Raw genomic sequence first — 24,335 nt, 5'->3', positions numbered from 1 at the left:
CTCCCCTGGTGCGCATCGCGACCTGGAACGTGAACTCAATCCGCTCCCGCATCGACCGCGTCGAGGCCTTCCTGCAGCGTCACGACATCGACGTCCTGGCCGTGCAGGAGACCAAGGCGAAGGTCGACCAGCTGCCCCTGATGGGCCTGCAGTCCCTGGGCTACGAGGTCGCCGCGGCGGGGACCAGCCAGTGGAACGGGGTCGCGCTGATCAGCCGGGTCGGCCTCGAGGACGTGCAGGTGGGCTTCGAGGGCATGCCCGGGTACGGCGACCCCGTGGTCCCCGAGGCCCGCGCGATCGGCGCCGTGTGCGGCGGCGTACGCATCTGGTCGTTGTACGTCCCCAACGGGCGCAAGCCCGACGACCCCCACTACCGCTACAAGCTCGCCTGGCTGGCCCAGCTCCGCGCCCAGGCCGTCGACTGGCTCGGCGAGGACTGCGCCCTGGTCGGGGACTGGAACGTCTGTCCCACCGACGAGGACGTCTTCGATCCCGCCCAGTTCAAGAACTCCACCCACGTCACCCCCGCGGAGCGCGCGGCCTTCCAGGCCTTCCTCGACGACGGGTACGTCGACGTGGTGCGCCCCTACACCCCCGGGCCGGACGTCTACACCTACTGGGACTACTACCGTAACCGATTCCAGAGGAACCGAGGGCTGCGGATTGACTTCATCTTGGGTTCCCCCAGCCTCGCCAAGCGCGTCACACACGCCTTCATCGACAGGGACGAGCGCGACCCAGACCAAGGGACGAGTAATCCGTCAGACCATGCACCGGTTGTCGTGGACCTGGACAAGACAACCTTGTGCTCGGCCGGGGCGAGCAACGAATCGGCAGGAACATTGCCTCCTGCGAACGTTCGGCGCTAGAGCCATACCTTCTTTCCGGTTCGGATCTAAGCGTGTGCGCGCCTACCCTTGTCCCACTCATGCGTCGTTGACTCAGAACGAAACCCCAGGGAAAGTCATGCTAATCAAGGCAACTATCCCGGTATAGGCGGCATTGCCCGAGATACCACCTGCCAAGACGTAAGCCCCGCCCCGCACGCGATCCAGCACGGATCGGGTCGCAGTCGCGGGTTCGCCCCCGTCTCCCTCCAATGCCTCCGCTAGTGCCTCAACCCCTTCGTCAGTTAGCAGGGACCGAGCTGCCTTTAGCAGGCCGCTCATATCGCCTACCTTTACATGCGTCAGAGAGGCGTTGTCCCCGATCACGACCGAAGAGTCGGTGGCGTAGATGCTCTGCATATGGACCGTCACGGCGGCCTGCAATCCAGGTTCCGTGGCCACCGTGGGACCACCCGCTGCCCCAGCTTCCAGTGAGACGTCCTCAAGGCCCAGGGCCAAGTCCAATGCGACCGACTTAACCCGGTCCAGGATGCCGCGAAGGTGCGTCCTAGGTAGCGTGAGGCTGGCGCCATTGAGGACCATCATCGGCATGTACGGGACAAGATCCTGCTGCACCAGGCCTCGGTACACCTCGACCCATGCCATGGGTAGTTGCATGCGCGGCTCGGACTCAGTCGACGGGTCGCAGAGAGCATCCAGTTCAGCGACAGGCTGCCTCAATGCGCCATCCGAAAAAGCGGACCTGAGGGGATGTGGCAGATCCCCTGGTGACACGCTGAGCGTGTTGTGGGTCCCCCCGTAGCCGTCGAACTTCAGGGCAACAGGCAGATGGCCAGTTTCCCGATACTGCGGGACATCTTGGCCCTCGGTGTAGCCGTCGAGTTCGGACCTAAGCCAAGCTGAAAGGTCGTGCGCAGAGATGCGGCGACTCACCACGAACAGCCCGCGTAGGGCGTCGGCGATAGAGACGTTCGGGTCGGACAGTGAGTCGATTGCGCGCTCAAGTGGCGTGGACATTGCTTGCGAACCGTCCTCTACGCCTGAGCCCGCAGGTGGTCCCGAAGCGCCTTGGTGGCCCTCGTGTCGTCTTCGTTGTAGCGAAGCAATGTGTCCCAAGCACCGTCATCGCCATTACGAGCCCGAGCAATGAGGTCGTAGGTGTCAGCACCAGTCATGCCGTCCGCAGACCACTGGAAGTCCGCCAGCGGCGCGAGGCGCTTGAGGGAGTACCCAAGACCTGAGAAGTAGTTGTCGCGCACGACACTGAGCAGGTCCGTGGCAATCGTCAGGAGCGGAGCCGCGTCGCTTCCCAGCAGGTTGGCGAGGTGAGTCGGCTCAACGTGGCCGTAGTGATAGAGCCGCACTGATCGACCGGCGTCGTTGGCCTGCTGCACGAGAGCGCTCAACTCGTCCTTGAATTGGCGTGCAAGCGATATGGCGTTGAGGCCAGCCTCCGGGTTTCCGACTGAGTGATAGGTCGGCTCGTCCGGCCCTGACTGCGAAACCAGATAACCCCACAGGTACACCTGCCGGGCATGGTCAAACTCAATGTCAAGGTCAATCTCAATGTCTGCAGAGTCAATGGACAGTGGGGATGACGTGAGACGGATTAGGCCAGCGGGGGGCAGTTCGCCCCGCTCCCCCAGCGGGGGTTCCCCCAGAAGTTCAGCAACGAGCTCATCTAGCCGCTGTCGCTGGGAAACCAGCCCACGCACTACCCGTCGCTGGGTTACAAAGTTGCTGGAATCGAAGTGCAGGTCCGCGACCTGCTCCGTCAAAGACTTCCCAATCTCCTCAATCTCAGCGTGAACTGGGTCGGTCGGATCGAACAACGGAATAGGCAGTTTCCAGACGTGCTTGTGGATGTCTCGCTCGTCTTTGCCATACGACATCAGCGGTCGCACAAGGACGGTCGCGATCGGTGCGTTCAGCACCGCTGTTAGGTAATAGCCCTCGGCCTGAGTGGCGACGGTGGCCCAATAGAGTTTCGAGTCGATGATCGCCTGAGGGTCCTCGATCATAGCGGCCGCGATGTGCATGCCCGAAGTGGCGTAAACCACACGCCTAGGAGCGATCGGAACTTGTTGGGACAGTTTGCCCATGTAGTCGATCTGTTCAATGAGCGTCAGGTTGCCAGTGCCGTGGGCATTCCAGATGCTTTCGGCGTTCCTAACCCAAGCAGCGAGCCCCGGGTACCCATCGATCTTCGAGTGATCGCCTCCCATCACGTCACCAGCTCCGGTGATGGGGATGACGAAGGTGTCCGGGGTCAAAGTGCGAAACGGCAGAACATGTTCACCGAGGTAGGTGGGATAGAGGAACTGTCGTTCGACCGTGCCTGTCACGTCGGGCAATGGCTTCCATGGCTTCTTCTCTGACACAGAACGAGCCGACTTGATCGACGTCATGCCACCAGCAACGCCTAGTGCGCCACTGGTGACCTCTTGGACCCGCATGAGCATGCGTGGGACGAGGATCGCCCCTTGGGCGAACCGTGTGTGGTACGGGGACAACTCGTCTTCGTCGCTGACGATGCGCAACGCCTGCAACTCTTGGGTAAGTCCGGGCGCATAGTCGGACGCAGCGTGACGCCTTGGCACGCGCCCCTTCCACACGACCGCCGAGCGGGGCATCTCACGTGCTTCGGTCGAGCGTTCCCCAAAGATGACCGCAGACCCCCGAGGGAACATGTGCGGACGTACCCGCCGAAGATCCCAGGGCGTATCGAAACGCACTCCAGCAGCGTCAAAGCGTCCGCGACGGAAGCCACCCCAGTAGTCCCGGTCAACGACCGAGTTCGGCACGACGAACCCCAAGCGCCCCCCTGCCTTCAGGTAGCGCTCGACTGCACGAGCGACAAATAGTCCTGCTAGGTCCTGATGCGTAGCGGTGTTCTCTCGACGCCAGAAGCCACGGGCGCGCGAGAGTGCCTTGAACTTACGCTGCATTTCGCCCGTCATGTGGCGGTACGAGAGCCACGGAGGGTTACCGACTAGCACATCAACGCGGTTCTCAACGCGGCTGAGCCAGGTGGGCCGCGAGACATTTCGCACGTAGTAGGACCAGATGTGGTCTCGATTGTCCTCATGCAGTTGCTTGAGTCGCCGGAAGTTCTCATCAAGCAACAGAAGGTCCTCCTCGGTGAGCCCTAGTCGCCGCGCTGCGCCGGAACTGAGGCCCGTGGTTCCTGTGCCCTTCGCACGGCCAGACTCCTCCACCAGGGTCTCGACGATGCGGTCGAACCGCGCCGCATCCTGCAACAACTCGTCAGGAAAGCGCAGTGGCTCTGAGAACAGTTGATCACCGACCTCTGTTGGAATGACGAGCATGTCCACAGAGAGAATGTCCTCGGCTTGCTGCCAGCCGAGAGAGTCCCCTAGGTAGACGGGCACCGAAAGGGTCCCGCGATCCTGAGCAGTCAGACGCTCTCGTCCAATCGCGAGCAAGTAGGTGACCCGCGCCAATGCGACGGCCACGGGGTGCAGGTCAATCCCCATCACCCGCGAGCTGACGAGACTCATTGAATCCGCAAGCGACAATCCCGCCGCGTCTGCCGCCTCAAGGAACCGGCGAACGCCGTAGAACACGAACGTCCCTGAGCCGCAGGATGGGTCTAGGACCCGCTGGTTGAGGGGGTCCGTCACAACCTCTTGGACCACGCGGTTCGCCAGCCAATCAGGGGTGTAGTACTCCCCCAGGCTTTTGCGGACCTCCGCCGTGATGACCGACTCATAGAGAACCTTCAACACATCGTGCTCGACTGCCGACCAGTCGAACCGAGACAGACGTCGAGCAAGCGCCTTAATGAACCCGTCGCCCCCAGGAACCTCGAGAACCCAGTCGAAGAAGTCACGGTCGACAACGCCATAGAGACCAGCAGCCGTGAACTGGTCCCCCGCCAGCAGCGTGGTCGGGGACAGCAGTGACGTATCCACACCCAAGACAAGGTGAGCAATGATTTCTGCTGAGTTGACCAGCAACGTGTGCTCAAGGAAGAGGTCGTCGTCGTCGGTGAATTGCGTACCCAATGCCGACTTGAGCAGGTTGGCCCAGAGTTCCCGCTTGAGCATCACGGTCGGCTCGTTCCCGTGATCTTCGTACAGCGCCTTGAGCGTTGCGAAGTCGAGGGCGTGACTCGAGCTAGACGCCCCCAGCCGATCGTGAATCTCATCCGGCGTCGGACGCACAGAGGTCTTCGTCGCCAGCACACCTTCCAGCCAGGTCACAAGGGGTTGCAGCCCCGACGCACCGGCACCCGCCGCGTGGCGGGTGGCCTCAACCAGTTCCCCATCCACCTCATGGAAGGCGATCCACAGCGCCCCGTCCGTCAAGATGCCGACGTATCGCTGACCCATCTCGGATTGGCGTGTCACGACGTAGCCAGCCAGCTGACCGCGGGCCGCCGCAACGGCGGTCTCGCTGCTCAATGACCGCTTGACCTCAATGACGGTGCAGCCGACCTCAACGTCAATGCGCCGGTGCTGCTCCCCGACCTGAGCCTCAAGTTGGACGTCCGCGAGACCCAAGTCGCTGTCGAGCAGGAGCATCCGAACATCGCTTTGGATGGTCGCCTCAGAGCGCACGCCACCAGACTTGTTCACCAATCGGTCCATGAGGTCCGCGCGCGCATCTGTAGTCACGGGCTCACCGTACCGACGACCACAGGCGTAGACGTGTCTTCGTCGCAGACTCGTCGGTTTTGACCACAACGGCGGGCATCCCCGTCCGGTGCGGCACAGTGGCGCAATGAACTGGTGGCAGACCCTTATCGTCGCGGTCGTACCCGTGCTCGTGACACTCATCATCACGAACGTTGCCGAGAGCAAACGGCGCAAGCAGGACGCTGCTCAACGCGAGCAGGACTGGGCCGCCGAGCGGAACGCCCACGCGGACGCGCGTCGCGCCAGCATTGAGGATCATTGGCGTAATGAAAGACTGACGCGAATGACGGCACTCGTGGATGTCGTCAGCGACCTTACTCGCCTCGCCATCGACGCGAAGACCACCGTCACGTGGGCAGACGGCGAGCACCAGGACCTACTGGCCCCGCTCGCTACGGAAACACGCGGGGCCGTGCTGATGTTCTCGAAGCGAAAGGAGTCCGACCTTCCGCAAGCAGTAACGCAGGTTGCAGTAATCGCAAGCCAGCGGTTTTATGTTCATTCCATGGCGATGCTCGACGAGATCCGCCAAGGATTCAAGCCGGTGCTAACGACAACCGTCAACAACCTGCGTACCGCCCAAGACTTTGCGACCGCATCCCCCACCCTCGTAGATTTCGCGGACGACATGGCGCTAATCAACACCCGGTTGATAAATTTGGTTCGGGAGGAATTGACTGGGGACTCGGACTCTTTCATCCGGAACAGTAGTCAGGCTCTAGAACAACTGCCGTGAGCGTGTTGGCGTTTCAGAGGGATGACTGGGGGTATGACCCCCTTCGCCTCACCCTCCGGGATCGGCAGTTGATAGCTGGGCGCATTACGCCCCATAAATAGGGTATATCCACGCTTATTGCCGTACTCGACCTCGAACCCAATAAGGCCCCCACCCGAGATGGGTGGGGGTACTTATTGCTAGCAAACCGTTTCCAATTGCGGAGTGACCTGCCAAAAATTAGGGCATGGTCAGGATGTCTCATCCTCGATTAGTGCAGGGTGGCCCTTGTGCGCTCCGCATGAACGGGTGCGCCCTCGCCTAAGGTCGCGTGCCTCTACAAAGCGCGTCTCGCTACATTCACATACAACCTGGATGACGCCATTGGACATTACGTCGGTCACCTCCCATAGGCCGAACTCCATTCCGACCTCGACGGGGAATTTGGGTGCTGGTCCACGCCTACCCACTAGGCAGCCCTCGGAGCGAGCATCTTGTAATCCCCAATCGAAATGACCATTAGATTGTTGCTATCAATGATTGCACTGTGACAGTTGCGGCACGCAGGCTCGTAGCATTCGGCGTGCGTGCAGAAAGCCATTCCGTCACCATCGCCACCCATCTGAACTCGGGCATCGGGGCAAGCGTTGCTGAATGCCCAGTCTTTGGCCTGATTGCCACAGTTGAAACACGGGTACTTCTTCGCGGCCCCCTGCCAGCGTTTGAGCCGCGAATGGGCACCGGAGTACGAAACCGTGTCGCCCTTCCAATTGTGATGAACTTCTTTCTTGATCCCGTAGGACGGGTGCAGCGCACCAGTCTTCCCCTTGTTGGTACTGGCTCCCATTGCGGACGCCTGCTCACGGTTGAGACAGCCGCAGGAGCGGCGCATGCCGTAGCGGACCCCCTGCGCCCTGACACTCACGCCAGTACGGCCACAGGTGCAATCCACAAACACATTGCCGTCATTTTCCGTGTCGAGGCCCGTCACGATCAGACCGCCGAATGTCTGCCTAAGCATCATTCGATCTTGGTGCCCCTTTCTGCAGGTCATGTTAGGCCGACGACGAATGTCGCTGCCCGCCGCCTCAAAGGTCTTGCCGCAGTCGCACTCAAGCACCCAGCGAGTTGCACCCCCGCCTGTATTTCCAGAGCGCGTGACGACGCGCGCGTTCTGGGTTCTATAGCCGACCATGTCGCGGAAATTGCCCCGTCCAGCCACTACGCGGCCCTCGACTCAGAATTGACGATGTGGTGGGCACGCTTGCCCAGACCACTTCCATCGGGCCGGGAGCGCAGCGACCAAGCACCGCCTGAGTGTCTATACGTCTTGACCGGTGCGACCACGAGTCCGCGAGTATGCAGGTGTGTAATCGGCGGCTCAGTCAGGCGGTTACGCCGGACGCCTTCCTCAATGGCGATGCGGTGACGCGCAGTCAGCGCTAGGTGGTTGCTAGGAACCCTGCTAGGGGTGATTGCTGTCATTAATGTCTCCTCTATTGAATGGTTTACATACGGGAACCACCCTCGTTGAATAAGGTGCCCGGATAAGGGAATGCATAGACGTGCTAGGAGACCCGTGGCGAGGCCTCCAAGACGCGCACAGCCTTAGCCAGGGGAATCCCCCAGCCTGGCACTAGTGCGCGTCTAGAGCCGCATAGAGCCTTACTCGATAGCGCTCGCGAAGACCGTCACGACGGCAACAACGTTGTTCCCGTTCAGGACACTGCCCGAACTACTCGGCTCAACCGACACGGAGGTTAATACGCCCATTCCGACATAGGAGCCGCCCACGTAGCCGTCGCCGCACTCCTGCAGTTGGTCCGCGAAGCCCATGGGTTCAATGTTGACGAGGTTGATCTTGTGGCGGACCGTTAGGGTGCGCTCATTGCCCTCAATCTCCTCGGTCACCTTCGGATGAGCAGACCGAGCAGTTGACCCCACACCATAGGCAAGTGCGAATGCCTCATGGTCACTCTTCGGCCTGTCGGAGACGCCAGCGGTCGCAATGCTCCCGGGGACCGTGAAGCCCGAGAGGACGTTCATGACCCACGTCTTGGGAAGGCCGCTGTTGGCCTTGGGCTCACGGATGACGGGGAGTCCGTCAAGGACGCCGGAGACCTTGACTGTCAGGTGATCAAACACGAGGGCGTTGACGTCGGTCTGGTTGCCGGTCGTGTCACCAGCAAGAGTTGCCCAACCGCCTTCGTCCCCGACGCGGTTGTTCGAGACCGACATTGAACAGGTGACCTTCCCGTTCCGGTGCGCGGCTTCAAGACTGGCAACGCTGATCGGTCGCATGAGGCCGGACCTGATGTAGTAGGCCTCCACAGTGCCCGAGAATGTCTGACGGAACGGGTCGCGCTCCACCTTGGGAGCGACACACAGGATCACAGCCGTTGTGCCCTCTGGGACGTTACTGCGCCAGGTCTTGAGGGGGGCCACGGTAGTGATCAGCTCCACTCCAGGGATGACCGACTTGAACGCGGGAGCGATCCTGTCCGCTAGGACTGTGCTCGGCGCCGGGAGGCGGCTCTCAAGTGCGTCAATGCGAGCCTCCGTCGTGGTCAGTCGGTACTCGGCAATCTCGTCCTCTGCCCTGGCAAGGACAAGGTCGATTGCTGGGACATCTTCCCCGCGCTTGAGGCGTACCTTGACGTCAGCCTCAGCGGAGAGATCGTCCTTGAGGTCAGCGACCTTCTCACGGAGCTCCGGGAGAGCCTCGGAGGTCTTAGTTAGTTCGGACATGACGATCGCCGCGTCCTGGTTGATCTTCTGCTCGGCGGTCGTGATGACGCGCTGGATCCTCGTGTGACTCATTCTTTGCTCCTTAATACGTACAGGCCCGCCCTGTTGACGGGCCTTCCTAGTGGTTCGGTAATTGCTCAGTGAGTACCGCCACGCCGGACTGGCAGGGCGGTCGACACTGGTCAATACCTCTACGGCTCTCATACGCCGGAGATAGAGATGGGGCTGGGCGCCAGCCCCAAGCCCCCAACAGACACCTTTGTTCAGAGGTGTAGATGAGCGCCCCTGGCGGGGCGCCTCGGAGCACATGAAGTTCCTTACGAAATAGGTCGGGCGGACCGTTAGGTCCGTCTCAGCCCTCTATTTCTTTCATTGTGCTCCGGCGACTTAGACCAAAGGTCGATTGGCAGCAATTACTGACCGACTGGCGAACCGGAGGGGCGCGCCGTCATAGCAGTGGGCGCTAGTTATCGAAGCCTTAGAGTCATATTTCAGGTGGGCTCGAATATGACACCGTTCGGTTCGCTTCGCTGCCTCAGGTGTGCATAACTCTTATATATGTGCCCGATTTTTGTGTTACGTCAAAACACCGGCGTTGACGTGTCCCCATTCCAATTGGGCAGACCCTCGGGCCAGAACACATTGCGACCCACGACACGGGCCAAGGTCGCTTCCCGCGCTGGCATCGGGGCGTCATACAGACAAACCCACCCCTTCCTGTCGGCGGCTTGGAGTCGCCGCAGAGCCGTCTCACGCTTGACCCCGAGTCGTCTGGCGCAGCCGCTGATACTTTGGGGCCTGCTATCGAAGTAGGCAATGGCAGCGTCCCGAGCCTTCTCATCGAGCGGACTCGTGAGCCTGAGGGCCTTCATTTCACTCAGCCACATATCGGTGAAATCGTCACCGTCGTAGTCGCCCTGTTCAAGAAGATGCCCTTCGGGACTAGAGGCTGTCACCCTTAGCCGCCTGTTGCTTCAACTGCTCAATGAGCGTGGACGCCTCAGTCTTGGGTAACTTCCGCGCCAGTCCCGCAATGTAATCAGTCTGCGCCTCGGACGCTTTGGGTCCAGCTGGTAGCCGGACCAGTGCGGAACTTTTGTAACTCTGTGCAATGCGGCATTCACCATCAGGACCAAGTGCTCTGCATTCGCTGCACCCGCAACCCACCTGTGTGACTGCACTAGCAGGCTTTACGCTCATCTGCCCTCCTTCTTCGGATATAAGAAAACCCCGGCCTCCTTGGCTGTTGGCTGCTACCTCAGTTCTATCACTCATGCGTTCCGTAACCCGTCACTCCCAATGCGTAGTCCAACCCACTTCCAATGCGCTGAATGAAACGATTACATCCTGGACATGGCATCGAGCATGTGTCTCCTCTTATGTGCGCTTTGGCATTGAAAGTCCGTCGGACTCATTGCACGCGATCATTGCAATCGTGAGCAACCCATCGCCGTTCAGGATGGCTAGGCGCTTAATGACAGTGTGTTCGGACACGCCAAGCATTGAGGAAAGTGCTTTGTGCTGGTTCGTATCCCGGTGCCGTCCTCGGTCGCGAAGGACGCCAGCAAGAGCCCGAGGGCCCTTGGGGTAGTCCTCTGCCCCGATAGCCGAAAGGAGCGAGTCCACATGATCTTCATTGAAACCCTCGCCTGAGGCCGATGCTGATCAAACTTCGCCTCGGTCAACCGGCGCTCGTGTTTGTCAGCAAAGGACCAAGCGAGCCACAGGGAGCTCGTCGTTACGGCAGGCGCCGACTTGGTCGGTGACGCGGTAGGGACCAATGCGTTGCCCTCGACGGGACTTCGTCGCCAGCCCCATCCCAGCCTGGTCATGTCGTGCTGCGCCTCAAAGGCTTCTACGTCGCTCCGGCTGTAGATTACTGAGCGGCCGGAGCACCCGACAGGGCGAGGCCCGGCTTGCCAGCGCTGGTTCCTGTTGGACAACCTCCAATCGGGGGTTTGTTTTCACCTATCTGCTCGTGACCTCCTAGACACCACGGAAATCCCAGGTCTCATCACTCCCCTATGGCGTCATTCAATTTGCCCCGCAGGGCATCAGGCAACGTCCTCAAGGGCACTCAGAACACCCTCGGACACGATCAGTCCGCTCATGCCCTCGACCTCCGGCGGGAGGCCCTGAGCGACTCCCTGCCCTTTGACGACAGTCCCGGCGTCGGCCTCACCCCAGCCAATTTCGATCCTGTCGAAAGCACCCACGGGAAGAGCCATGGCCATGTCTCGCATGTCACCCAGCGAGTCGCAGTCGCGGCCACTGAACTCTCTGCCCTCGTAGGGGGTGACCACGCGAATGCGATCAGGTTCATACGTGTTTCGCCCCGGCTTGGTTGTGGGAGCCACAAGCACGGCTGTGACGTGCTGGCGGATGACTGTGCGCTTGGCCGACAAGTCGGCACCCGCATAGTCCTCGACGTGCTTCCACGTTTCGTCATCAGCAATCGCGGCCTCAGCAGCCCCAAGGGCCTTAGCCCGTTGAGCCCTCAGGGACTTGAACATAGGAAGGGCATCAGCCAGATCCAGAGCACCCGAGGTACTGGCCTCCTGCACCTCAGCGATCTTCCGGTCAATCTCCTCAACGGCAGACGATAGGCTCGCAGTCGCGTCGCCGACGACTGCAGCGCTGGCGCTCTGGCGCTTCCAGGTCATCAGAAACCAGACCGCTGCCTCGACAGCGTCGTCTAGCCACACGGCCTTGATGCGGACCCTGCCGCATCCACCCTGAATCGGCGCACAGCGATAGCCCTGGCCATCCCTGTTCATCGGGGTATGACAGGCCCCGCAAACCGCGATACCGGAGAGCAGACCACTACGGGTGTTCCAGGCCGCCTTGCGCTCACGCCCCTGACATGCATGGAAAAGTGCCTCAGAGACAAGGGTCGGAACCCGGGACGGTCCAGCGTCCTGCCCCTTGTAAGACAATCGCCCCGCGTAGATGGAGCTCTCAAGCATTCGGGTCGTTGCTTGGTAGCGCCATACGTCCCCAGAAACACGGCGTATGCCACGGGCAACCAGGTCATTGGTCACGGCATTGACGGACTCGCCACGGGCCACCCGCTCAAAGACCTCACGGACGATGACGGCCTCCCCTTCTATGACGTCCCAGGCCCGGGTGTAGCCAAAGGTCCGGTATCGAGAGCCGGGAGGCATCCCAGCCTCAAGCCGCTGAGCCTTCTGACGCTTGACGCGCTCCCCGATCCGGTCGGCCTCCTGTCTCGCCACAGCCCCTTTTATGCGGGCCACCATTCGCCCCGAGGCAGTGGAAAGGTCCACGTCGCCAGCGACGTTCGCCAGGGCGATACTCAGCCGGTCTGACAGGTCAATGAAGGTCTCTAGTTCGGCAGGCTTCCGAGTGAGACGGTCTAGGTCGTAGACCACCACGGCGTTGATCCGGCCAGCCTCAAGGTCGGCCAGAAGCCGCATGTACTGGGGGCGCGACACGTTCTTTGATGCGCTCACGTCGTTGTCTACATAAACGTCCGTCACGAACCATCCCAGAGCCTCAGCCTTGCGTCTGCAGTCGGCTTCCTGACGGGCAACCCCAAGGGCCTGACCACCCACGTCAAGGCTGATCCGGGCGTACACGCCTGCCCTAGTGCCCTCCGTACTTGCCATGTTGTGTGCCATGCGATGCCCCTCCCTGTCGAGGGCACGCACAGCGCGCCCTGCCTACGGTCCTGTTCTGGTCCCAGTCACGAGGCAGAGCCTACGAACGTTCTGTTCCGGAACTCTTGGGCTCTGTTCCGCTACTGGGACTACTACCGGCAGCGCTTCGAGCGCAACCGAGGGCTGCGCATCGACTTCATCCTGGGCTCACCCTCGCTGGCCGCCCGGGTGAGCAACGCCTTCATCGACCGCGAGGAGCGCGCCGGCACCGGCGCCTCGGACCATGCGCCGGTGATCGCCGACCTCTCCGGCTGACGCCGCCCCAGCCCTGGACACCGGGGCTAGGGTCGAGGGATGGAGCGCGTGACCGGGATCGGCGGTCTGTTCGTCAGCGCCCAGGATCCCGGCGCGTTGGCCAGCTGGTATGCCGACCATCTCGGTGTCGACCACCCCCCGCCGACCTACGAGCACTCCTCCTGGCGCCAGGAGGCCGGTCCCACCGTCTTCGCACCGATGCCGACCGACTCCGGCCACTTCCACGACCGGTCGTGGGCGGTCAACTTCCGGGTGCGCGACCTGGACGCGATGGTGGCCCAGCTGCGCGCCGCCGGCATCGAGGTCTCGGTGGACCAGGCCGACTACCCCAACGGCCGTTTCGCCGACCTGAGGGACCCAGAGGGAAACCCTGTCCAGCTGTGGCAGCCGGATGGCGCGGATCGGGTCTGACTCGCGGGTCGAGCCGTCACCGCCGCCGTCCTGTCGGTGGCGGCAGCCATCATGGCCTCCATGGAGATCACGACGGTCCTGACATTGGTGCTCGGCCTGCTGCTCGGGCTCGGTCTGGGCGGGTTGATCGGCTGGCTGTGGGCTCGCGCTCGCGGTCCCCAGGAGCAGGTCCTGGCCACGGCCGAGATCCGGGCAGCCGACCAGGCCGTGGTCAGAGAGGGGCTTGAGCGGCTCGCCGACCAGCTGCGCGACCTTCACCACGACCGCGCCACCTGGCAGGGCGAGTTCAACGCGCAGGTCCAGGGCATGCGGCTGAGCACCGAGTCGCTGCGCCGTGAGACCGCATCGCTGTCCACGGCACTGCGTAAGCCGCAGGTCCGTGGCCGCTGGGGCGAGATGCACCTGCGCCGCGCGGTGGAGCTCGCAGGTCTCGTGGACCGGTGCGACTTCACCGAGCAGGCCAGCATGGCCGACGGTGCGCTCCGTCCGGACCTCGTCGTCCACCTGTCGGGCGGGCGGCAGATCGTCGTCGACGCCAAGGTCCCTCTCGACGCCTTCCTGGACGCGACGGCTGCCTCCGACGACGAGGCCCGCGAGGCCCACCAGACCCGGCACGCGCGGCAGCTGCGCACCCACGTGAACATGCTCAGCGAGAAGGCCTACTGGAAGTCGCTGCCCGAGACCCCGGAGTTCGTGGTGATGTTCGTCCCGGCCGAGGCGTTCCTCTCGGCCGCGCTCGACACCCAGCACGACCTCCTGGAGTACGCCGCGGAGCGGCGCGTCATCCTGGCCACGCCGACCACGTTGATCGCCCTGCTGCGCACCGTCGCGCACGGGTGGAGCCACGAGACGCTGGCCTCGCAGGTCGAGGAGGTGCGCCGACTTGGCCGGGAGCTGTATGACCGCCTGGGCACCATGAGCGACCACTTCTCCCAGGTGGGCCGGGGGCTCACCAACGCGGTGAAGGCCTACAACCAGGCGGTCGGCTCCCTGGAGGGGCGGGTGCTGGTCACCGCGCGCCGGTTCGAGTCCCTGGGCGTGACTGACAGCAGCCTCCCCGAGGTCTCGCAGGTCGAGCTGACCGCACGGGAGATGGCCGCTCCGGAACTAGCAGCGCTGGACGAGCCGGACCCGTTCCCCGGGCTGGAGCGGCTGAGCAACCCCACCGGGACCGTACGCCGGCAACCGGACCCGGCGCGCCGCGCCGAAGGCGCATGACTCACCTCGGTAGGTTGACGCTCGTGACCCAGGTCCGGGTGCCGTGGCTGCACCGAACCGAGTCCGAGCGCCAGGTGGTGGCCCTCGGCGTCGCCGTCACGCTCAGCGCCGTTGCACTGGACGTGGCCATGGGCGAGCGACTGAGCCTGTTCTTCGACCTCTGCTTCATCACCCTGTGCCTGGTGCTGGCGTCCCGGATCGCGCCGGGCGGCTTCTTCACGGTGGCGTTGCTCCCGCCCCCGCTGATGATCGTGGTGTTCGCACTGGTCGGCGCCATCATGCCCGGTGCGATCGCTGACCCCCGCGACGGCATCGTCCAGGCCGTGGTGAGCGGGCTGGCGCACCACAGCACCGCACTGTTCGTCGGCTACGTCCTGTGCCTGCTCACCCTGGAGTACCGGCGCCGCCTGCTGGCCGTCGTACCCGGGCGCTCGCTGCCTGCCGGCACCGCGTCACCCGCGGTGCCGACGGCTCAGGACTCGAACCTGGACGGGTCTCCGGCACCTACCCGAAGCACCTCGGGATAGCCCTGGGACCAGTCCACCACCGTGGTCGGTTCGGCGCTGGTCTCCCCCGCCTCCACGACGATGTCGATCTGGTGGTCGAGCTCTTCCTTGATCTCCCAGCCCTGCGTGCGGGCGGTGTCCTCGCCGGGGAGCATCAAGGTGCTCGTCAGCATCGGCTCTCCGAGCTCCTGCAGGATGGCGCAGGCGACCGGATGGTCGGTGATCCGGACTCCCACCGTCTTCTTCTTGGCGTGCATCAGCCGACGCGGCACCTCGCTGGTGGCCGGGAGGATGAACGTGTACGGCCCCGGGGTGGCTGCCTTGATGGCGCGGAACGCCGTGTTGTCCAGCTTGACGAACTGCCCCAGCTGCGCGAAGTCCTTGCACATCAGGGTGAAGTCGTGGCGCTCGTCCAGCTCGCGCAGTCGCAGGATCCGGTCGCGGCCCTCACGGTTGCCGAGCTGGCATCCCAACGCGTAGCCGGAGTCGGTCGGGTAGGCGATCAACGCGTCGTCGCGCAGCGCAGCCACGATCTGCCCGATGGTACGAGCCTGCGGGTTCTCCGGATGAACGTCGAGGAAGCGTGCCATCAGGATCCCTGCTGCGCCTTCCGCAGGTCCCGACGCAGCTCCGGCGGCAGGGCGAAGATGAGCGACTCCTCCGCAGAGTGCACGGCCTTGGCGTCCGGGAAGCCCCGCTCGGCCAGAAAGGCCAGCACTCCGTCGACCAGGTCCTCGGGCACCGAGGCACCCGAGGTCACCGAGACCTTCTGGACGCCCTCGAGCCAGGCCTCGTCGATCTCGGAGGCGTCGTCCACCCGGTACGACGTCTTCGCGCCCGCTTCCAGGGCGACCTCGACCAGACGCACCGAGTTGGAGGAGTTGCCCGAGCCGACCACGATCACCAGGTCGGCGTCGGTCGCGATCTCCTTGACCGCCAGCTGGCGGTTCTGGGTCGCGTAGCAGATGTCGTCCGAGGGCGGGTCGAGCAGTAGCGGGAAGCGCTCCCGGATCGCGGCCACCGTCTCCAGGGTCTCGTCGACCGAGAGCGTGGTCTGGGAGAGCCACGCAACGCGGGCGGGGTCACGCACCACGATGCCGGGCACGTCGGCGGGCGACTGGACGAGCTGGATGTGCTCGGGAGCCTCGCCCGCGGTGCCCTCGACCTCCTCGTGCCCCTCGTGCCCGATCAGCAGGATGTCGTAGTCGTCCGCGGCGAACCGCTTCGCCTCGTGGTGCACCTTGGTCACCAGAGGGCAGGTCGCGTCGATCGTCTTCAGCGCCCGCTCCTCCGCCTGCCGGTGCACCTCCGGGGAGACGCCGTGCGCGGAGAAGACAACCGTCTCCCCCTGCGGGACCTCGTCGAGCTCCTCCACGAAGATGGCACCCCGGGACTCCAGGTTGGCCACCACGTGCTTGTTGTGCACGATCTGCTTGCGGACGTACACCGGGGCGCCGTACAGGTCCAGGGCCTTCTCCACCGTGATGACCGCGCGGTCGACGCCGGCGCAGTAGCCGCGCGGCGCAGCGAGAAGGACCGCCTTCTCCGCCTCCGTCGGGGTGAGGAAGGACGGAGTGCCCAGGTCGGTGCTCATGGCCCCGAGTGTAGGGGGCGCCGCATGAATCCCCGCTCAGGCGGGGTTCCTGCGGGTTAGGGGGGCATGCAACCCCCACTAACCGTAGGGAACCCCGCCTAGGCGGGGTTTCCGCAGGCCGTCGGTGGCGTGACCTAGGCTCACCGCCGTGGCCCTCGAGACCTCCTCCGACTCCCCGGCGCCGGTCCGGCAGATCGCCAATGCCATCTCCGGATGGATCGACCGGCTGGGCGCGATCTGGGTGGAGGGGCAGATCGCGCAGGTCAGCCGCCGGCCGGGGGTGCAGACGGTCTTCATGACCCTGCGCGACTCCGTCGCCGACATCTCGGTGCCGCTGACCTGCTCCCGCACGCTGTTCGACTCCCTCAACCCGCCGCTGGTCGAGGGCGCGAGCGTGGTGGTGCACGCCAAGCCGAGCTACTACGCCAACCGCGGGTCGCTGTCGCTGTCCGTGCGCAGCATCCGGATGGTCGGTCTTGGCGAGCTGCTCGCCCGGCTGGAGCGACGGCGTCAGCTGCTCGCCGCGGAAGGCCTGTTCGCGCCGGAGCTCAAGCGCCCCCTGCCCTTCCTGCCGGGCCTGGTCGGACTGGTGACCGCCCCCAACTCCGCGGCGGAGCGGGACGTGCTGGAGAACGCTCGCCGCCGGTGGCCGGCGGTGCGCTTCAAGGTGGTGTATGCCGCGATGCAGGGCCAGCGCTCGGCGACCGAGGTGCTGGAGGCGCTGGACCGGCTGGAGCGCGACCCCGAGGTCGAGGTCGTCGTGGTGGCGCGCGGCGGGGGCTCGGTGGAGGACCTGCTCCCGTTCAGTGACGAGGCGGTGATCCGTGCGGTGCACAAGATGCGCACCCCGGTGGTCTCGGCGATCGGGCACGAGCCCGACCAGCCGCTGCTCGACCTGGTCGCCGACGTCCGCGCCTCCACCCCCACCGATGCCGCCAAGCTGGTGGTGCCGGACATGGCCGAGGAGCGCAACGGGGTGGTCTGGGCCCAGCAGCGGATCCGCGCCCTGGTACTCGGCCGGATCGAGCGTGAGCAGTCCGGGCTCGACGGGCTCCGGTCCCGGCCGGTGCTGGCCGACCCCCGCACCCTGCTCGACACCCGGGCCGAGGAGGTGCACGGCCTGCTCGAGCGTGCCCGCCGTACGTTCTCCCACCGCCTCGACCGCGCCGCGGACGACATCGACCACCGCCGGGCACGCGCCCGCGCCCTCTCCCCCCTGGCCACCCTGCAGCGCGGGTACGCCGTGGTGCAGGACGCGCACGGACACGTGCTCACCTCGGTCGCCTCACTGTCGGCCGGCGACCCGCTCGCCGTGCGCCTCGCGGACGGCCGAGTGCACGCCGTCACCACCACGACCGAGACCACGACCGAGACCACGACCGAGACCAGGACCGAGACCACGAACGACACCGCCGGCGACACCGCAGGCGCCGGCGACACCCCTCAACCAGGAGCACCCGATGCCTGACGCCCCCGAACCGACCCAGGACCTCAGCTACGAGGAGGCCCGCGAAGAGCTGATCGAGGTGGTGCGCACCCTGGAGCAGGGCGGCACGACCCTGGAGGAGTCCCTCGCCCTGTGGGAGCGTGGCGAGCTGCTGGCCAAGATGTGCCAGCAGTGGCTGGACGGGGCTCGCACTCGCCTCGACGCCGCGATCGGCGCCGACGACCAGGACTGACCGGGACTCAGTCCCGCGGTGCCTCGGTGAGCTGCTCGGCGAAGTCGATGATGACCTCGCGCGGCGCGGAGCCGTAGACCAGCAGCACGTCGTCGCCGCGCTCCAGCACGAAGGCGGTGTCCCCGCCCTCGTCGGTGTACGTCGACCAGGTGCCGCCGAGGTCCCCGCCGATCTGAACCGGGTCGCCCTCCTCCGCGTCGTCGTCGACGTAGGTCTCGACCAGGTCCCGGACGGACTCGTCCTGCTGCCGGAGTCCGACGAACGCGCCGGTGTCGGTGAGCATGCCCATCGCCCATGTCGGAGGATCAGTGGGCTCCAGCTCGACGCTGGTGACCTTCCACCCCGCGGGCAGCCTGGCGGGGTAGGCAACCTCGAGGCCGGTGTCCTGGGCGCCGGCGACCGCCGACTCCCACTCCAGCGCGTCCGGGCTGGTCTCCGCGCTCTCGCGTCCCAGGTCGCGCAGCAGCACGACGGCGAGGACCGCCGCCACGAGCACGATCATCGCGCCGATCATCCCCGCCATGGAGGTCTGGTGACGCGCCGGCTTCCCACTCACCCGGGAATCCTCTCAGGCCCGCCCCAACCTGGAGGATGCGGCCCGAGCGGCCCCCGCCCGGATTTCGCCACGGGTCTGGCAGCGATTCCGCATCTGCGTCACACTGTCGGCGTGACGACGTACCGAATTGCGGAGGCAGCAGCGCTCCTGGGTGTCAGCAACGACACCCTGCGTCGCTGGATCGACGGCGGGCGCGTGACGACCCTCGCGAGCAGCGGCCCCCAGGTCATCGAGGGCACCGACCTGGCCGCGCTGGCCGAGTCCCTGGCCGACTCCCCGGACCGGGAGCAGACCCGGGCCGCCTCGGTGAGCGCGCGCAACCGCCTGCCCGGCATCGTCACGCGGGTCAAGCGGGACACCGTGATGGCCCAGGTCGAGATGATCTGCGGTCCCTACCGTCTGGTCTCCCTGATGAGCAGCGAGGCGGCCGACGACCTCGGCCTCGAGCCGGGCGTGCGGGCCATCGCCTCGGTCAAGTCGACCAACGTCGTCGTCGAGGTCCCGTGAGACCACGACTCCTGCTCCCCGCGCTCGCCGCCCTGCTGCTGACGGTCAGCGGGTGTGGCCTGGGCCAGGGGGGCGAGCCGGACGAGCGCAGCCTCACGGTACTCGCGGCCGCCTCGCTCACCGAGACCTTCACCCGGCTGGGAGACACCTTCGAGGCGGCGCACCCGGACGTGGAGGTCAGGCTCGCCTTCGACTCCTCCGCGACCCTGGCACAGCAGGTGACCGAGGGCGCCCCGGCCGACGTGCTGGCCACCGCCGACGAGCGCTCCATGAGCCTGGCGCAGGACGCGGGCGGGGTGGCGGACAGCCCTCGACTGCTGGCACGCAACACCCTGGTGCTGATCACCCCGGCCGGCGATCAGGCCGTCGACGACGTCTCCGACCTCGAGGAGCCGGACGTCGACTTCGTGACCTGCGTGCCGACCGCACCGTGCGGCGCGCTCGCCGCGGAGGTGCTGAGTCTCAACCACGTAGCCGCGGCCCCGGCCAGCCAGGAGGTCGACGTCAAGGCCGTGCTCGCCCGGGTGACCAGCGGCGAGGCGGACGCCGGGCTGGTCTACCGCAGCGACGCCGTGGCTGCCGGGGATGGGATCGAGGTCGTCCAGCTGCCGGGAGGGGCGAGCCGGCCCACCGACTACCTCGTCGCCGTGCTGGCTGGCGCCGAGGAGCCCGACCTGGCGCGGGAGTTCCTCGAGCTGGTGCTGGGCCCTGAGGGCCGCCGGGTGCTCACCGACGCAGGGTTCACCGACCCGGGCAGCAAGCCGGACAGATGAGCACCTCGCGCACGTCGAGCCTGGGCCGTCCGCCGGTGGTGCTGCTGGCCCCGGCCGCCCTCGCGGTGGCGCTGCTCGTCGTACCGCTGGTGGCGTTGGTGGCGTCCACCGATGCGGACGCCGTCGGGGCGCACCTGCGCGACGAGCGGGTGCTGCGTGCGCTCTGGCTGACCACCGTGGCCAGCGGCGCCACCGTGGTGGCCTGCCTGGTGCTGGGCACTCCCCTGGCCTGGGTGCTGGCCCGGGTGGAGTTCCCCGGGCGATCGGTCCTGCGCGCCCTGGTGACCGTGCCGCTGGTGCTCCCGCCCGTGGTCGCGGGGGTTGCCCTGCTCAGCGCGCTGGGCCGCACCGGCCTGGTAGGGGCCCCGCTACGCGACCTGGGGATCACCATCCCCTACACGACCTGGGCCGTGGTCATCGCCCACACCTTCGTGGCGATGCCGTTCTACGTCCTCTCGGTCGAGGGCAGCCTGCGCACCGGCGGGGATCACCTCGACCGGGTGGCCGCCACCCTGGGGGCGACCCGCCTGCTCACCTTCCGCCGAGTCACCCTGCCCCTGGTGCTGCCCGGCATCGCGGCCGGCTCCGCACTGGCCTGGGCCCGTTCCCTGGGCGAGTTCGGCGCGACGATCACCTTCGCCGGCAACTATCCGGGCACCACCCAGACGATGCCGTCCCTGATCTACGCCGAGCTCCAGGCCGACGTCGAGGTGGCCCGCACCCTGAGCCTGGTGCTGCTCGCGGCCTCCCTGGCGGTGCTGGCGCTGCTCCGCAACCGCTGGCTGGTGCGACCGTGACCACTCCCTCACCAGCGGGACCACCAGCGGGGCGACCAGTAGGCGGGGCGTCCGGGTTGCTGGCCGAGGTCGTGGTGCCGGGGCGCGTCACGGCGGGTCTGCAGGCCGGGCCCGGCGAAGTGGTGGCGGTGATCGGGCCCAACGGGGCCGGCAAGTCGACCCTGCTGCACGCGGTCGCCGGGCTCGTGCCGATGACCGGCCAGGTCGTGGTGGACGGGACGGACTGGGCGTCGCTGCCGGTGCCGGCGCGCCAGCTCGGCATGGTGTTCCAGGACCGCTCCCTGTTCCCCCACCTCAGCGTGTGCGACAACGTCGCCTTCGGGCTGCGTGCCCGGGGGGTTCCGCGCCGGGTCGCCGACGCCACGGCACGCGAGTGGCTGGAACGCTTCGGCGTGACCGAGCTGGCCCGCCGGCGGCCCGGACAGCTCTCCGGCGGCCAGGCCCAACGCGTCGCGATCGCCCGGGCGCTGGCCTGCCGGCCACGGCTGCTGCTGCTCGACGAGCCGTTCGCCGGCCTCGACGTCACGGTGGCCGCCGCGCTGCGGCTCGAGCTGGCCGAGCACCTCGCCGGCTTCAGCGGGGTGACGCTGCTGGTCACCCACGACGCCCTCGACGCCCTGACCCTGGCGTCGCGGGTCGTGGTCGTCGACGGCGGCACCGTCGCCCAGACGGGTACGCCGCGCCAGGTCGCCGCCGAGCCGCGAACCGAGCACGTCGCCCGGCTGGTGGGGATCAACGTGGTGCGCGACGGGACCGAGCTGGTGGCCTTCAGCCCGACAGCGGTCACCGTCTCCCTGGCCCGCCCCGAGGGCTCGGCGCGCCTGAGCTGGCACGGTGCGGTCAGCACCCTGACCCCGCACGGGGACGCGCTGCGGGTCCAGGTCGCCAGCTCGCCGCCGTTGCTGGCCGACGTCACCCCGGAGTCCGCCCGGGAGCTGGCCCTCGCCCCGGGGCGCCCGGTCTGGCTCAGCGCCAAGGCCACCGCCGTACGCCGGTATCCCGCCGGGCCGGACGTCGGGCCGGACGTCGGGCCGGACGCTGGGCAGGACGCTGGGCCGACCGCCGGGAACCCGTCCCAGGAGCGCCAGTCGCGTCACGGCACCCCCACTGGCGACCGATAACATACGCGGCATGACGCCCGCGGACCTGACAGTCGCCCCCGAGGCCCCCGATCGCAACCTCGCCCTGGAGCTGGTCCGCGTGACCGAGGCCGCCGCCCTGGCCGCTGGCCGCTGGGTGGGCCGCGGCGACAAGAACGGCGCCGACGGGGTGGCCGTCAACGCGATGCGCGTGATGATCGGCTCGATCGGGATGAACGGCACCGTGGTCATCGGCGAGGGCGAGAAGGACAACGCCCCGATGCTCTACAACGGCGAGCAGGTCGGCGACGGCACCGGACCCGAGTGCGACGTCGCGGTCGACCCCATCGACGGGACCACCCTGGCCGCCAAGGGGATGGCCAACGCGATCGCCGTGCTGGCCGTCGCGCCGCGCGGCACCATGTTCGACCCGTCCGCGGTCTTCTACATGGAGAAGCTGGTCACCGGTCCCGAGGCCGCCGGCGCCGTCGACATCCGGCTCCCCGTCGCGGAGAACATCCGCCTGGTCGCCAAGGCCAAGGGCAGCCGCCCCGAGGACGTCACCGTGGTGCTGCTCGACCGCCCGCGTCACGAGAGGCTGGTGGAGGAGATCCGGGCCACCGGCGCGCGTATCAAGTTCATCAGCGACGGGGACGTCGCCGGCGCGATCATGGCTGCCCGCCCCGGCACCGGCATCGACCTGATGCTGGGCATCGGTGGCACCCCGGAGGGGATCATCGCGGCGTGCGCGATGAAGTCCCTGGGCGGTGTCATCCAGGCCCGACTCTGGCCCACCGACGACGCCGAGCGCCAGAAGGCGCTGGACGCCGGCCACGACCTGGACCCCGACCACGTGCTGGCCACTGATGACCTGGTCACCGGCGAGGACTCGTTCTTCGTCGCCACCGGCATCACCGACGGCGAGCTGATGCAGGGGGTGCGCTACAAGGCCAACGGCGCCGCCACCACGCACTCGCTGGTGATGCGCTCGCGCAGCGGCACGATCCGCAACATCATCTCCGAGCACCAGCTCGGCAAGCTGGGCGATTACTCCGCTATCGACTTCGGCAAGTGACCCCGGGGCAGGTCGCGCGAGCGCCTGCTTGACGACGTCGATGACCCGTGGGTCCACCACCATGCCCAGGTGCGAGGCGGGTGACCTCGATACTGGCGGTGATCGAGGCCCTGCCCCCGATCGTGTTGACTGAGTCCATGCCGTCCCGCAGGAAGGAGCCCGCTGTCCCGGTCTCCGCGGAGCTTCTCGCCCCGGTCAGCCCGGACGTGGAGATCTGCTACCAGACCTTCGGCTCCGCCGAGGGCGACCCGCTGCTGCTGGTGATGGGACTGGGCGGACCGATGACGTGGTGGGACCCCGCGCTGTGCCGCCAGCTCGCACGCGCCGGCTTCTACGTGATCCGCTACGACAACCGGGACACCGGTCGCTCCACCCACTCCGAGGCCAGGGTCAGCCGAGCCATGCTGGTGCGCGCCTTCGCCGGCCGCCGGGTGCGGGCGCCGTACTCGATCAGCGACCTGGCCCAGGACGCCTTCGGCCTGCTCGACCACCTGGGGCTGCGCTCGGCACACGTGGTGGGGATCTCGATGGGCGGGATGATCGCCCAGAGCATGGCCATCGAGCAGCCTCGCCGGGTGCGGTCACTGACCAGCATCATGTCGACCACCGGGCGGCGTACCGTCGGCTGGCAGAGCCCGAAGCTGCTGCCCGCCCTGATCGCCCCGCGGTCGGGGCGCGAGGCCTACGTGCGGACCAGCGCGCTGCTGTGGAAGATGATCGGTTCCCCGGGCTACCCCATCGACCACGACGAGCTGGCGGTGCGCGCGGGCGAGACCTACGACCGGGGGTTCGACCAGCGCGGAGTGCTGCGCCAGATGCTGGCCGTGCTCACGCAGCCCGACCGCACCCTGCGGCTGCGGTCGCTGCGGATGCCGACCCTGGTGATCCACGGACTGAGCGACAAGATGGTCCACGTCTCGGGCGGTCGCGCGACCGCGGCGGCAGTGCCGGGCGCCGAGCTGCTGCTGATCGACGGCATGGGCCACGACCTGCCGGCGCCGCTCTTCCCCACCGTGGTCGACGCGGTACGACGGACCGCGGACCGCGCGGCCTGACCGACGCTGCGGCACCTGTGGGAGCGAATTTCCCCCCGCTGGTGCGGCATCACTCACACCAAAATTGGGTACCCGGGCCTCACGCCGGTGACTACTCGTGGGGCCGATGGGGTTGCCAAGCACCGTCCCGTGCACTACATGTGATCTAGACCACAACAGGGAAGGGAGCTCATGGCAT

Annotated in this window: 22 protein-coding genes; 14 read left to right on the top strand and 8 right to left on the bottom strand. The window is 66.3% G+C overall.

Annotated features, from left to right (window positions below; translation table 11 throughout):
* Nucleotides 1–8: 8 nt before the first annotated feature.
* A complete protein-coding gene (locus C5H89_RS16120; RefSeq protein ID WP_104107972.1) occupies nucleotides 9–869 on the top strand; it encodes an exodeoxyribonuclease III in 861 nt (286 codons plus the stop codon).
* Nucleotides 870–941: 72 nt separating this feature from the next.
* On the opposite strand, the gene C5H89_RS16115 is transcribed toward C5H89_RS16120, so the two are convergent.
* Both C5H89_RS16115 and C5H89_RS16110 read right to left on the bottom strand, forming a co-directional pair.
* Nucleotides 942–1,865, bottom strand: coding sequence for a hypothetical protein (locus C5H89_RS16115; protein WP_104107971.1), 924 nt, complete (start codon nucleotides 1,863–1,865; stop codon nucleotides 942–944).
* Between the two features lie 17 nt (nucleotides 1,866–1,882).
* Nucleotides 1,883–5,488, bottom strand: a complete 3,606-nt coding sequence (locus C5H89_RS16110) for an N-6 DNA methylase (protein ID WP_162799420.1) — start codon at nucleotides 5,486–5,488, stop codon at nucleotides 1,883–1,885.
* 106 nt (nucleotides 5,489–5,594) lie between these two features.
* Between C5H89_RS16110 and C5H89_RS16105 the strand changes: the two genes are divergently transcribed.
* The gene (locus C5H89_RS16105) at nucleotides 5,595–6,245 is read left to right on the top strand and encodes a hypothetical protein (protein ID WP_104107970.1); all 651 of its coding nucleotides are present in this window, start codon (nucleotides 5,595–5,597) and stop codon (nucleotides 6,243–6,245) included.
* A 448-nt stretch (nucleotides 6,246–6,693) separates the two neighbouring features.
* Here C5H89_RS16105 and C5H89_RS18995 read toward each other — a convergent pair whose 3' ends face one another.
* From C5H89_RS18995 to C5H89_RS16095, 3 genes are all read right to left on the bottom strand, one after another.
* Nucleotides 6,694–7,446 (bottom strand): hypothetical protein, encoded by a 753-nt coding sequence (locus tag C5H89_RS18995; RefSeq protein WP_162799419.1) that lies wholly within the window; start codon nucleotides 7,444–7,446, stop codon nucleotides 6,694–6,696.
* A gap of 443 nt (nucleotides 7,447–7,889) precedes the next feature.
* Nucleotides 7,890–9,044, bottom strand: coding sequence for a hypothetical protein (locus C5H89_RS16100; RefSeq protein WP_104107969.1), 1,155 nt, complete (start codon nucleotides 9,042–9,044; stop codon nucleotides 7,890–7,892).
* Nucleotides 9,045–11,026: 1,982 nt separating this feature from the next.
* A complete protein-coding gene (locus C5H89_RS16095) occupies nucleotides 11,027–12,613 on the bottom strand; it encodes a recombinase family protein (protein WP_162799418.1) in 1,587 nt (528 codons plus the stop codon).
* Nucleotides 12,614–12,616: 3 nt separating this feature from the next.
* Here C5H89_RS16095 and C5H89_RS19395 point away from each other — a divergent pair, with 3 nt between their 5' ends.
* Genes C5H89_RS19395 through C5H89_RS16075 form a run of 4 tightly spaced genes read left to right on the top strand, consistent with a single transcriptional unit; the run spans nucleotide 12,617 to nucleotide 15,063 of the window.
* On the top strand, nucleotides 12,617–12,907 hold the full coding sequence (locus tag C5H89_RS19395; protein ID WP_240181909.1) for an endonuclease/exonuclease/phosphatase family protein: 291 nt from the start codon (nucleotides 12,617–12,619) through the stop codon (nucleotides 12,905–12,907).
* 39 nt (nucleotides 12,908–12,946) lie between these two features.
* Entirely contained in the window at nucleotides 12,947–13,318 is a 372-nt protein-coding gene (locus C5H89_RS16085; protein ID WP_104107967.1) for a VOC family protein, read from the top strand.
* Between the two features lie 60 nt (nucleotides 13,319–13,378).
* Entirely contained in the window at nucleotides 13,379–14,536 is a 1,158-nt protein-coding gene (locus C5H89_RS16080) for a DNA recombination protein RmuC (protein WP_104108017.1), read from the top strand.
* A 23-nt stretch (nucleotides 14,537–14,559) separates the two neighbouring features.
* Complete coding sequence (locus C5H89_RS16075; protein ID WP_205305073.1) at nucleotides 14,560–15,063, top strand: DUF6542 domain-containing protein; 504 nt, start codon at nucleotides 14,560–14,562, stop codon at nucleotides 15,061–15,063.
* On the opposite strand, the gene C5H89_RS16070 is transcribed toward C5H89_RS16075, so the two are convergent.
* Both C5H89_RS16070 and C5H89_RS16065 read right to left on the bottom strand, forming a co-directional pair.
* On the bottom strand, nucleotides 15,009–15,632 hold the full coding sequence (locus C5H89_RS16070) for an L-threonylcarbamoyladenylate synthase (RefSeq protein ID WP_104107966.1): 624 nt from the start codon (nucleotides 15,630–15,632) through the stop codon (nucleotides 15,009–15,011). The two genes, C5H89_RS16075 and C5H89_RS16070, sit on opposite strands and share 55 nt — an antisense overlap.
* Entirely contained in the window at nucleotides 15,632–16,636 is a 1,005-nt protein-coding gene (locus C5H89_RS16065) for a 4-hydroxy-3-methylbut-2-enyl diphosphate reductase (RefSeq protein ID WP_104107965.1), read from the bottom strand. The genes C5H89_RS16070 and C5H89_RS16065 overlap by 1 nt, the downstream gene beginning before the upstream one ends.
* A 148-nt stretch (nucleotides 16,637–16,784) precedes the next feature.
* Here C5H89_RS16065 and xseA point away from each other — a divergent pair, with 148 nt between their 5' ends.
* Complete coding sequence (gene xseA, locus C5H89_RS16060) at nucleotides 16,785–18,104, top strand: exodeoxyribonuclease VII large subunit (protein ID WP_104107964.1); 1,320 nt, start codon at nucleotides 16,785–16,787, stop codon at nucleotides 18,102–18,104.
* Nucleotides 18,097–18,315 carry an exodeoxyribonuclease VII small subunit gene (locus C5H89_RS16055; RefSeq protein ID WP_101523743.1) on the top strand — a complete coding sequence of 73 codons (219 nt, stop codon included), beginning with the start codon at nucleotides 18,097–18,099 and terminating at the stop codon, nucleotides 18,313–18,315. Before xseA ends, C5H89_RS16055 begins: the two co-directional genes overlap by 8 nt.
* Nucleotides 18,316–18,322: 7 nt before the next feature.
* Here the strand turns inward: C5H89_RS16055 and C5H89_RS16050 are convergent, their stop codons facing one another.
* Nucleotides 18,323–18,871, bottom strand: a complete 549-nt coding sequence (locus C5H89_RS16050) for a DUF4245 family protein (protein WP_104107963.1) — start codon at nucleotides 18,869–18,871, stop codon at nucleotides 18,323–18,325.
* Between the two features lie 111 nt (nucleotides 18,872–18,982).
* Between C5H89_RS16050 and C5H89_RS16045 the strand changes: the two genes are divergently transcribed.
* From C5H89_RS16045 to C5H89_RS16020, 6 genes are all read left to right on the top strand, one after another.
* A complete protein-coding gene (locus tag C5H89_RS16045) occupies nucleotides 18,983–19,378 on the top strand; it encodes a TOBE domain-containing protein (RefSeq protein WP_104107962.1) in 396 nt (131 codons plus the stop codon).
* Entirely contained in the window at nucleotides 19,375–20,151 is a 777-nt protein-coding gene (gene modA, locus C5H89_RS16040; protein WP_205305072.1) for a molybdate ABC transporter substrate-binding protein, read from the top strand. Before C5H89_RS16045 ends, modA begins: the two co-directional genes overlap by 4 nt.
* On the top strand, nucleotides 20,148–20,948 hold the full coding sequence (locus tag C5H89_RS16035) for an ABC transporter permease (RefSeq protein WP_104107961.1): 801 nt from the start codon (nucleotides 20,148–20,150) through the stop codon (nucleotides 20,946–20,948). Before modA ends, C5H89_RS16035 begins: the two co-directional genes overlap by 4 nt.
* Nucleotides 20,949–21,004: 56 nt before the next feature.
* Nucleotides 21,005–22,069: an ABC transporter ATP-binding protein gene (locus C5H89_RS16030; RefSeq protein ID WP_205305071.1), complete on the top strand. Its 1,065-nt coding sequence runs from the start codon at nucleotides 21,005–21,007 to the stop codon at nucleotides 22,067–22,069.
* Between the two features lie 10 nt (nucleotides 22,070–22,079).
* A complete protein-coding gene (gene glpX, locus C5H89_RS16025; protein ID WP_104107959.1) occupies nucleotides 22,080–23,102 on the top strand; it encodes a class II fructose-bisphosphatase in 1,023 nt (340 codons plus the stop codon).
* 137 nt (nucleotides 23,103–23,239) lie between these two features.
* Nucleotides 23,240–24,157 carry an alpha/beta hydrolase gene (locus C5H89_RS16020; RefSeq protein ID WP_104108015.1) on the top strand — a complete coding sequence of 306 codons (918 nt, stop codon included), beginning with the start codon at nucleotides 23,240–23,242 and terminating at the stop codon, nucleotides 24,155–24,157.
* The last annotated feature ends 178 nt before the right edge of the window (nucleotides 24,158–24,335 follow it).

The organism is Nocardioides sp. 616, assembly GCF_002930065.1.
Classification (GTDB): Bacteria; Actinomycetota; Actinomycetes; order Propionibacteriales; family Nocardioidaceae; genus Nocardioides; species Nocardioides houyundeii.
This window is presented reverse-complemented; position numbering and strand designations above follow the sequence as displayed.

Coding starts and splice junctions, on each gene's coding strand:
- C5H89_RS16115 (WP_104107971.1), bottom strand. CDS start 1,865: ATGTCCACGCCACTTGAGCGCGCAATCGACTCACTGTCCGACCCGAAC.
- C5H89_RS16105 (WP_104107970.1), top strand. CDS start 5,595: ATGAACTGGTGGCAGACCCTTATCGTCGCGGTCGTACCCGTGCTCGTG.
- C5H89_RS16100 (WP_104107969.1), bottom strand. CDS start 9,044: ATGAGTCACACGAGGATCCAGCGCGTCATCACGACCGCCGAGCAGAAG.
- C5H89_RS16095 (WP_162799418.1), bottom strand. CDS start 12,613: ATGGCACACAACATGGCAAGTACGGAGGGCACTAGGGCAGGCGTGTAC.
- C5H89_RS19395 (WP_240181909.1), top strand. CDS start 12,617: ATGCCCCTCCCTGTCGAGGGCACGCACAGCGCGCCCTGCCTACGGTCC.
- C5H89_RS16085 (WP_104107967.1), top strand. CDS start 12,947: ATGGAGCGCGTGACCGGGATCGGCGGTCTGTTCGTCAGCGCCCAGGAT.
- C5H89_RS16080 (WP_104108017.1), top strand. CDS start 13,379: ATGGAGATCACGACGGTCCTGACATTGGTGCTCGGCCTGCTGCTCGGG.
- C5H89_RS16070 (WP_104107966.1), bottom strand. CDS start 15,632: ATGGCACGCTTCCTCGACGTTCATCCGGAGAACCCGCAGGCTCGTACC.
- C5H89_RS16065 (WP_104107965.1), bottom strand. CDS start 16,636: ATGAGCACCGACCTGGGCACTCCGTCCTTCCTCACCCCGACGGAGGCG.
- C5H89_RS16055 (WP_101523743.1), top strand. CDS start 18,097: ATGCCTGACGCCCCCGAACCGACCCAGGACCTCAGCTACGAGGAGGCC.
- C5H89_RS16035 (WP_104107961.1), top strand. CDS start 20,148: ATGAGCACCTCGCGCACGTCGAGCCTGGGCCGTCCGCCGGTGGTGCTG.
- glpX (WP_104107959.1), top strand. CDS start 22,080: ATGACGCCCGCGGACCTGACAGTCGCCCCCGAGGCCCCCGATCGCAAC.
- C5H89_RS16020 (WP_104108015.1), top strand. CDS start 23,240: ATGCCGTCCCGCAGGAAGGAGCCCGCTGTCCCGGTCTCCGCGGAGCTT.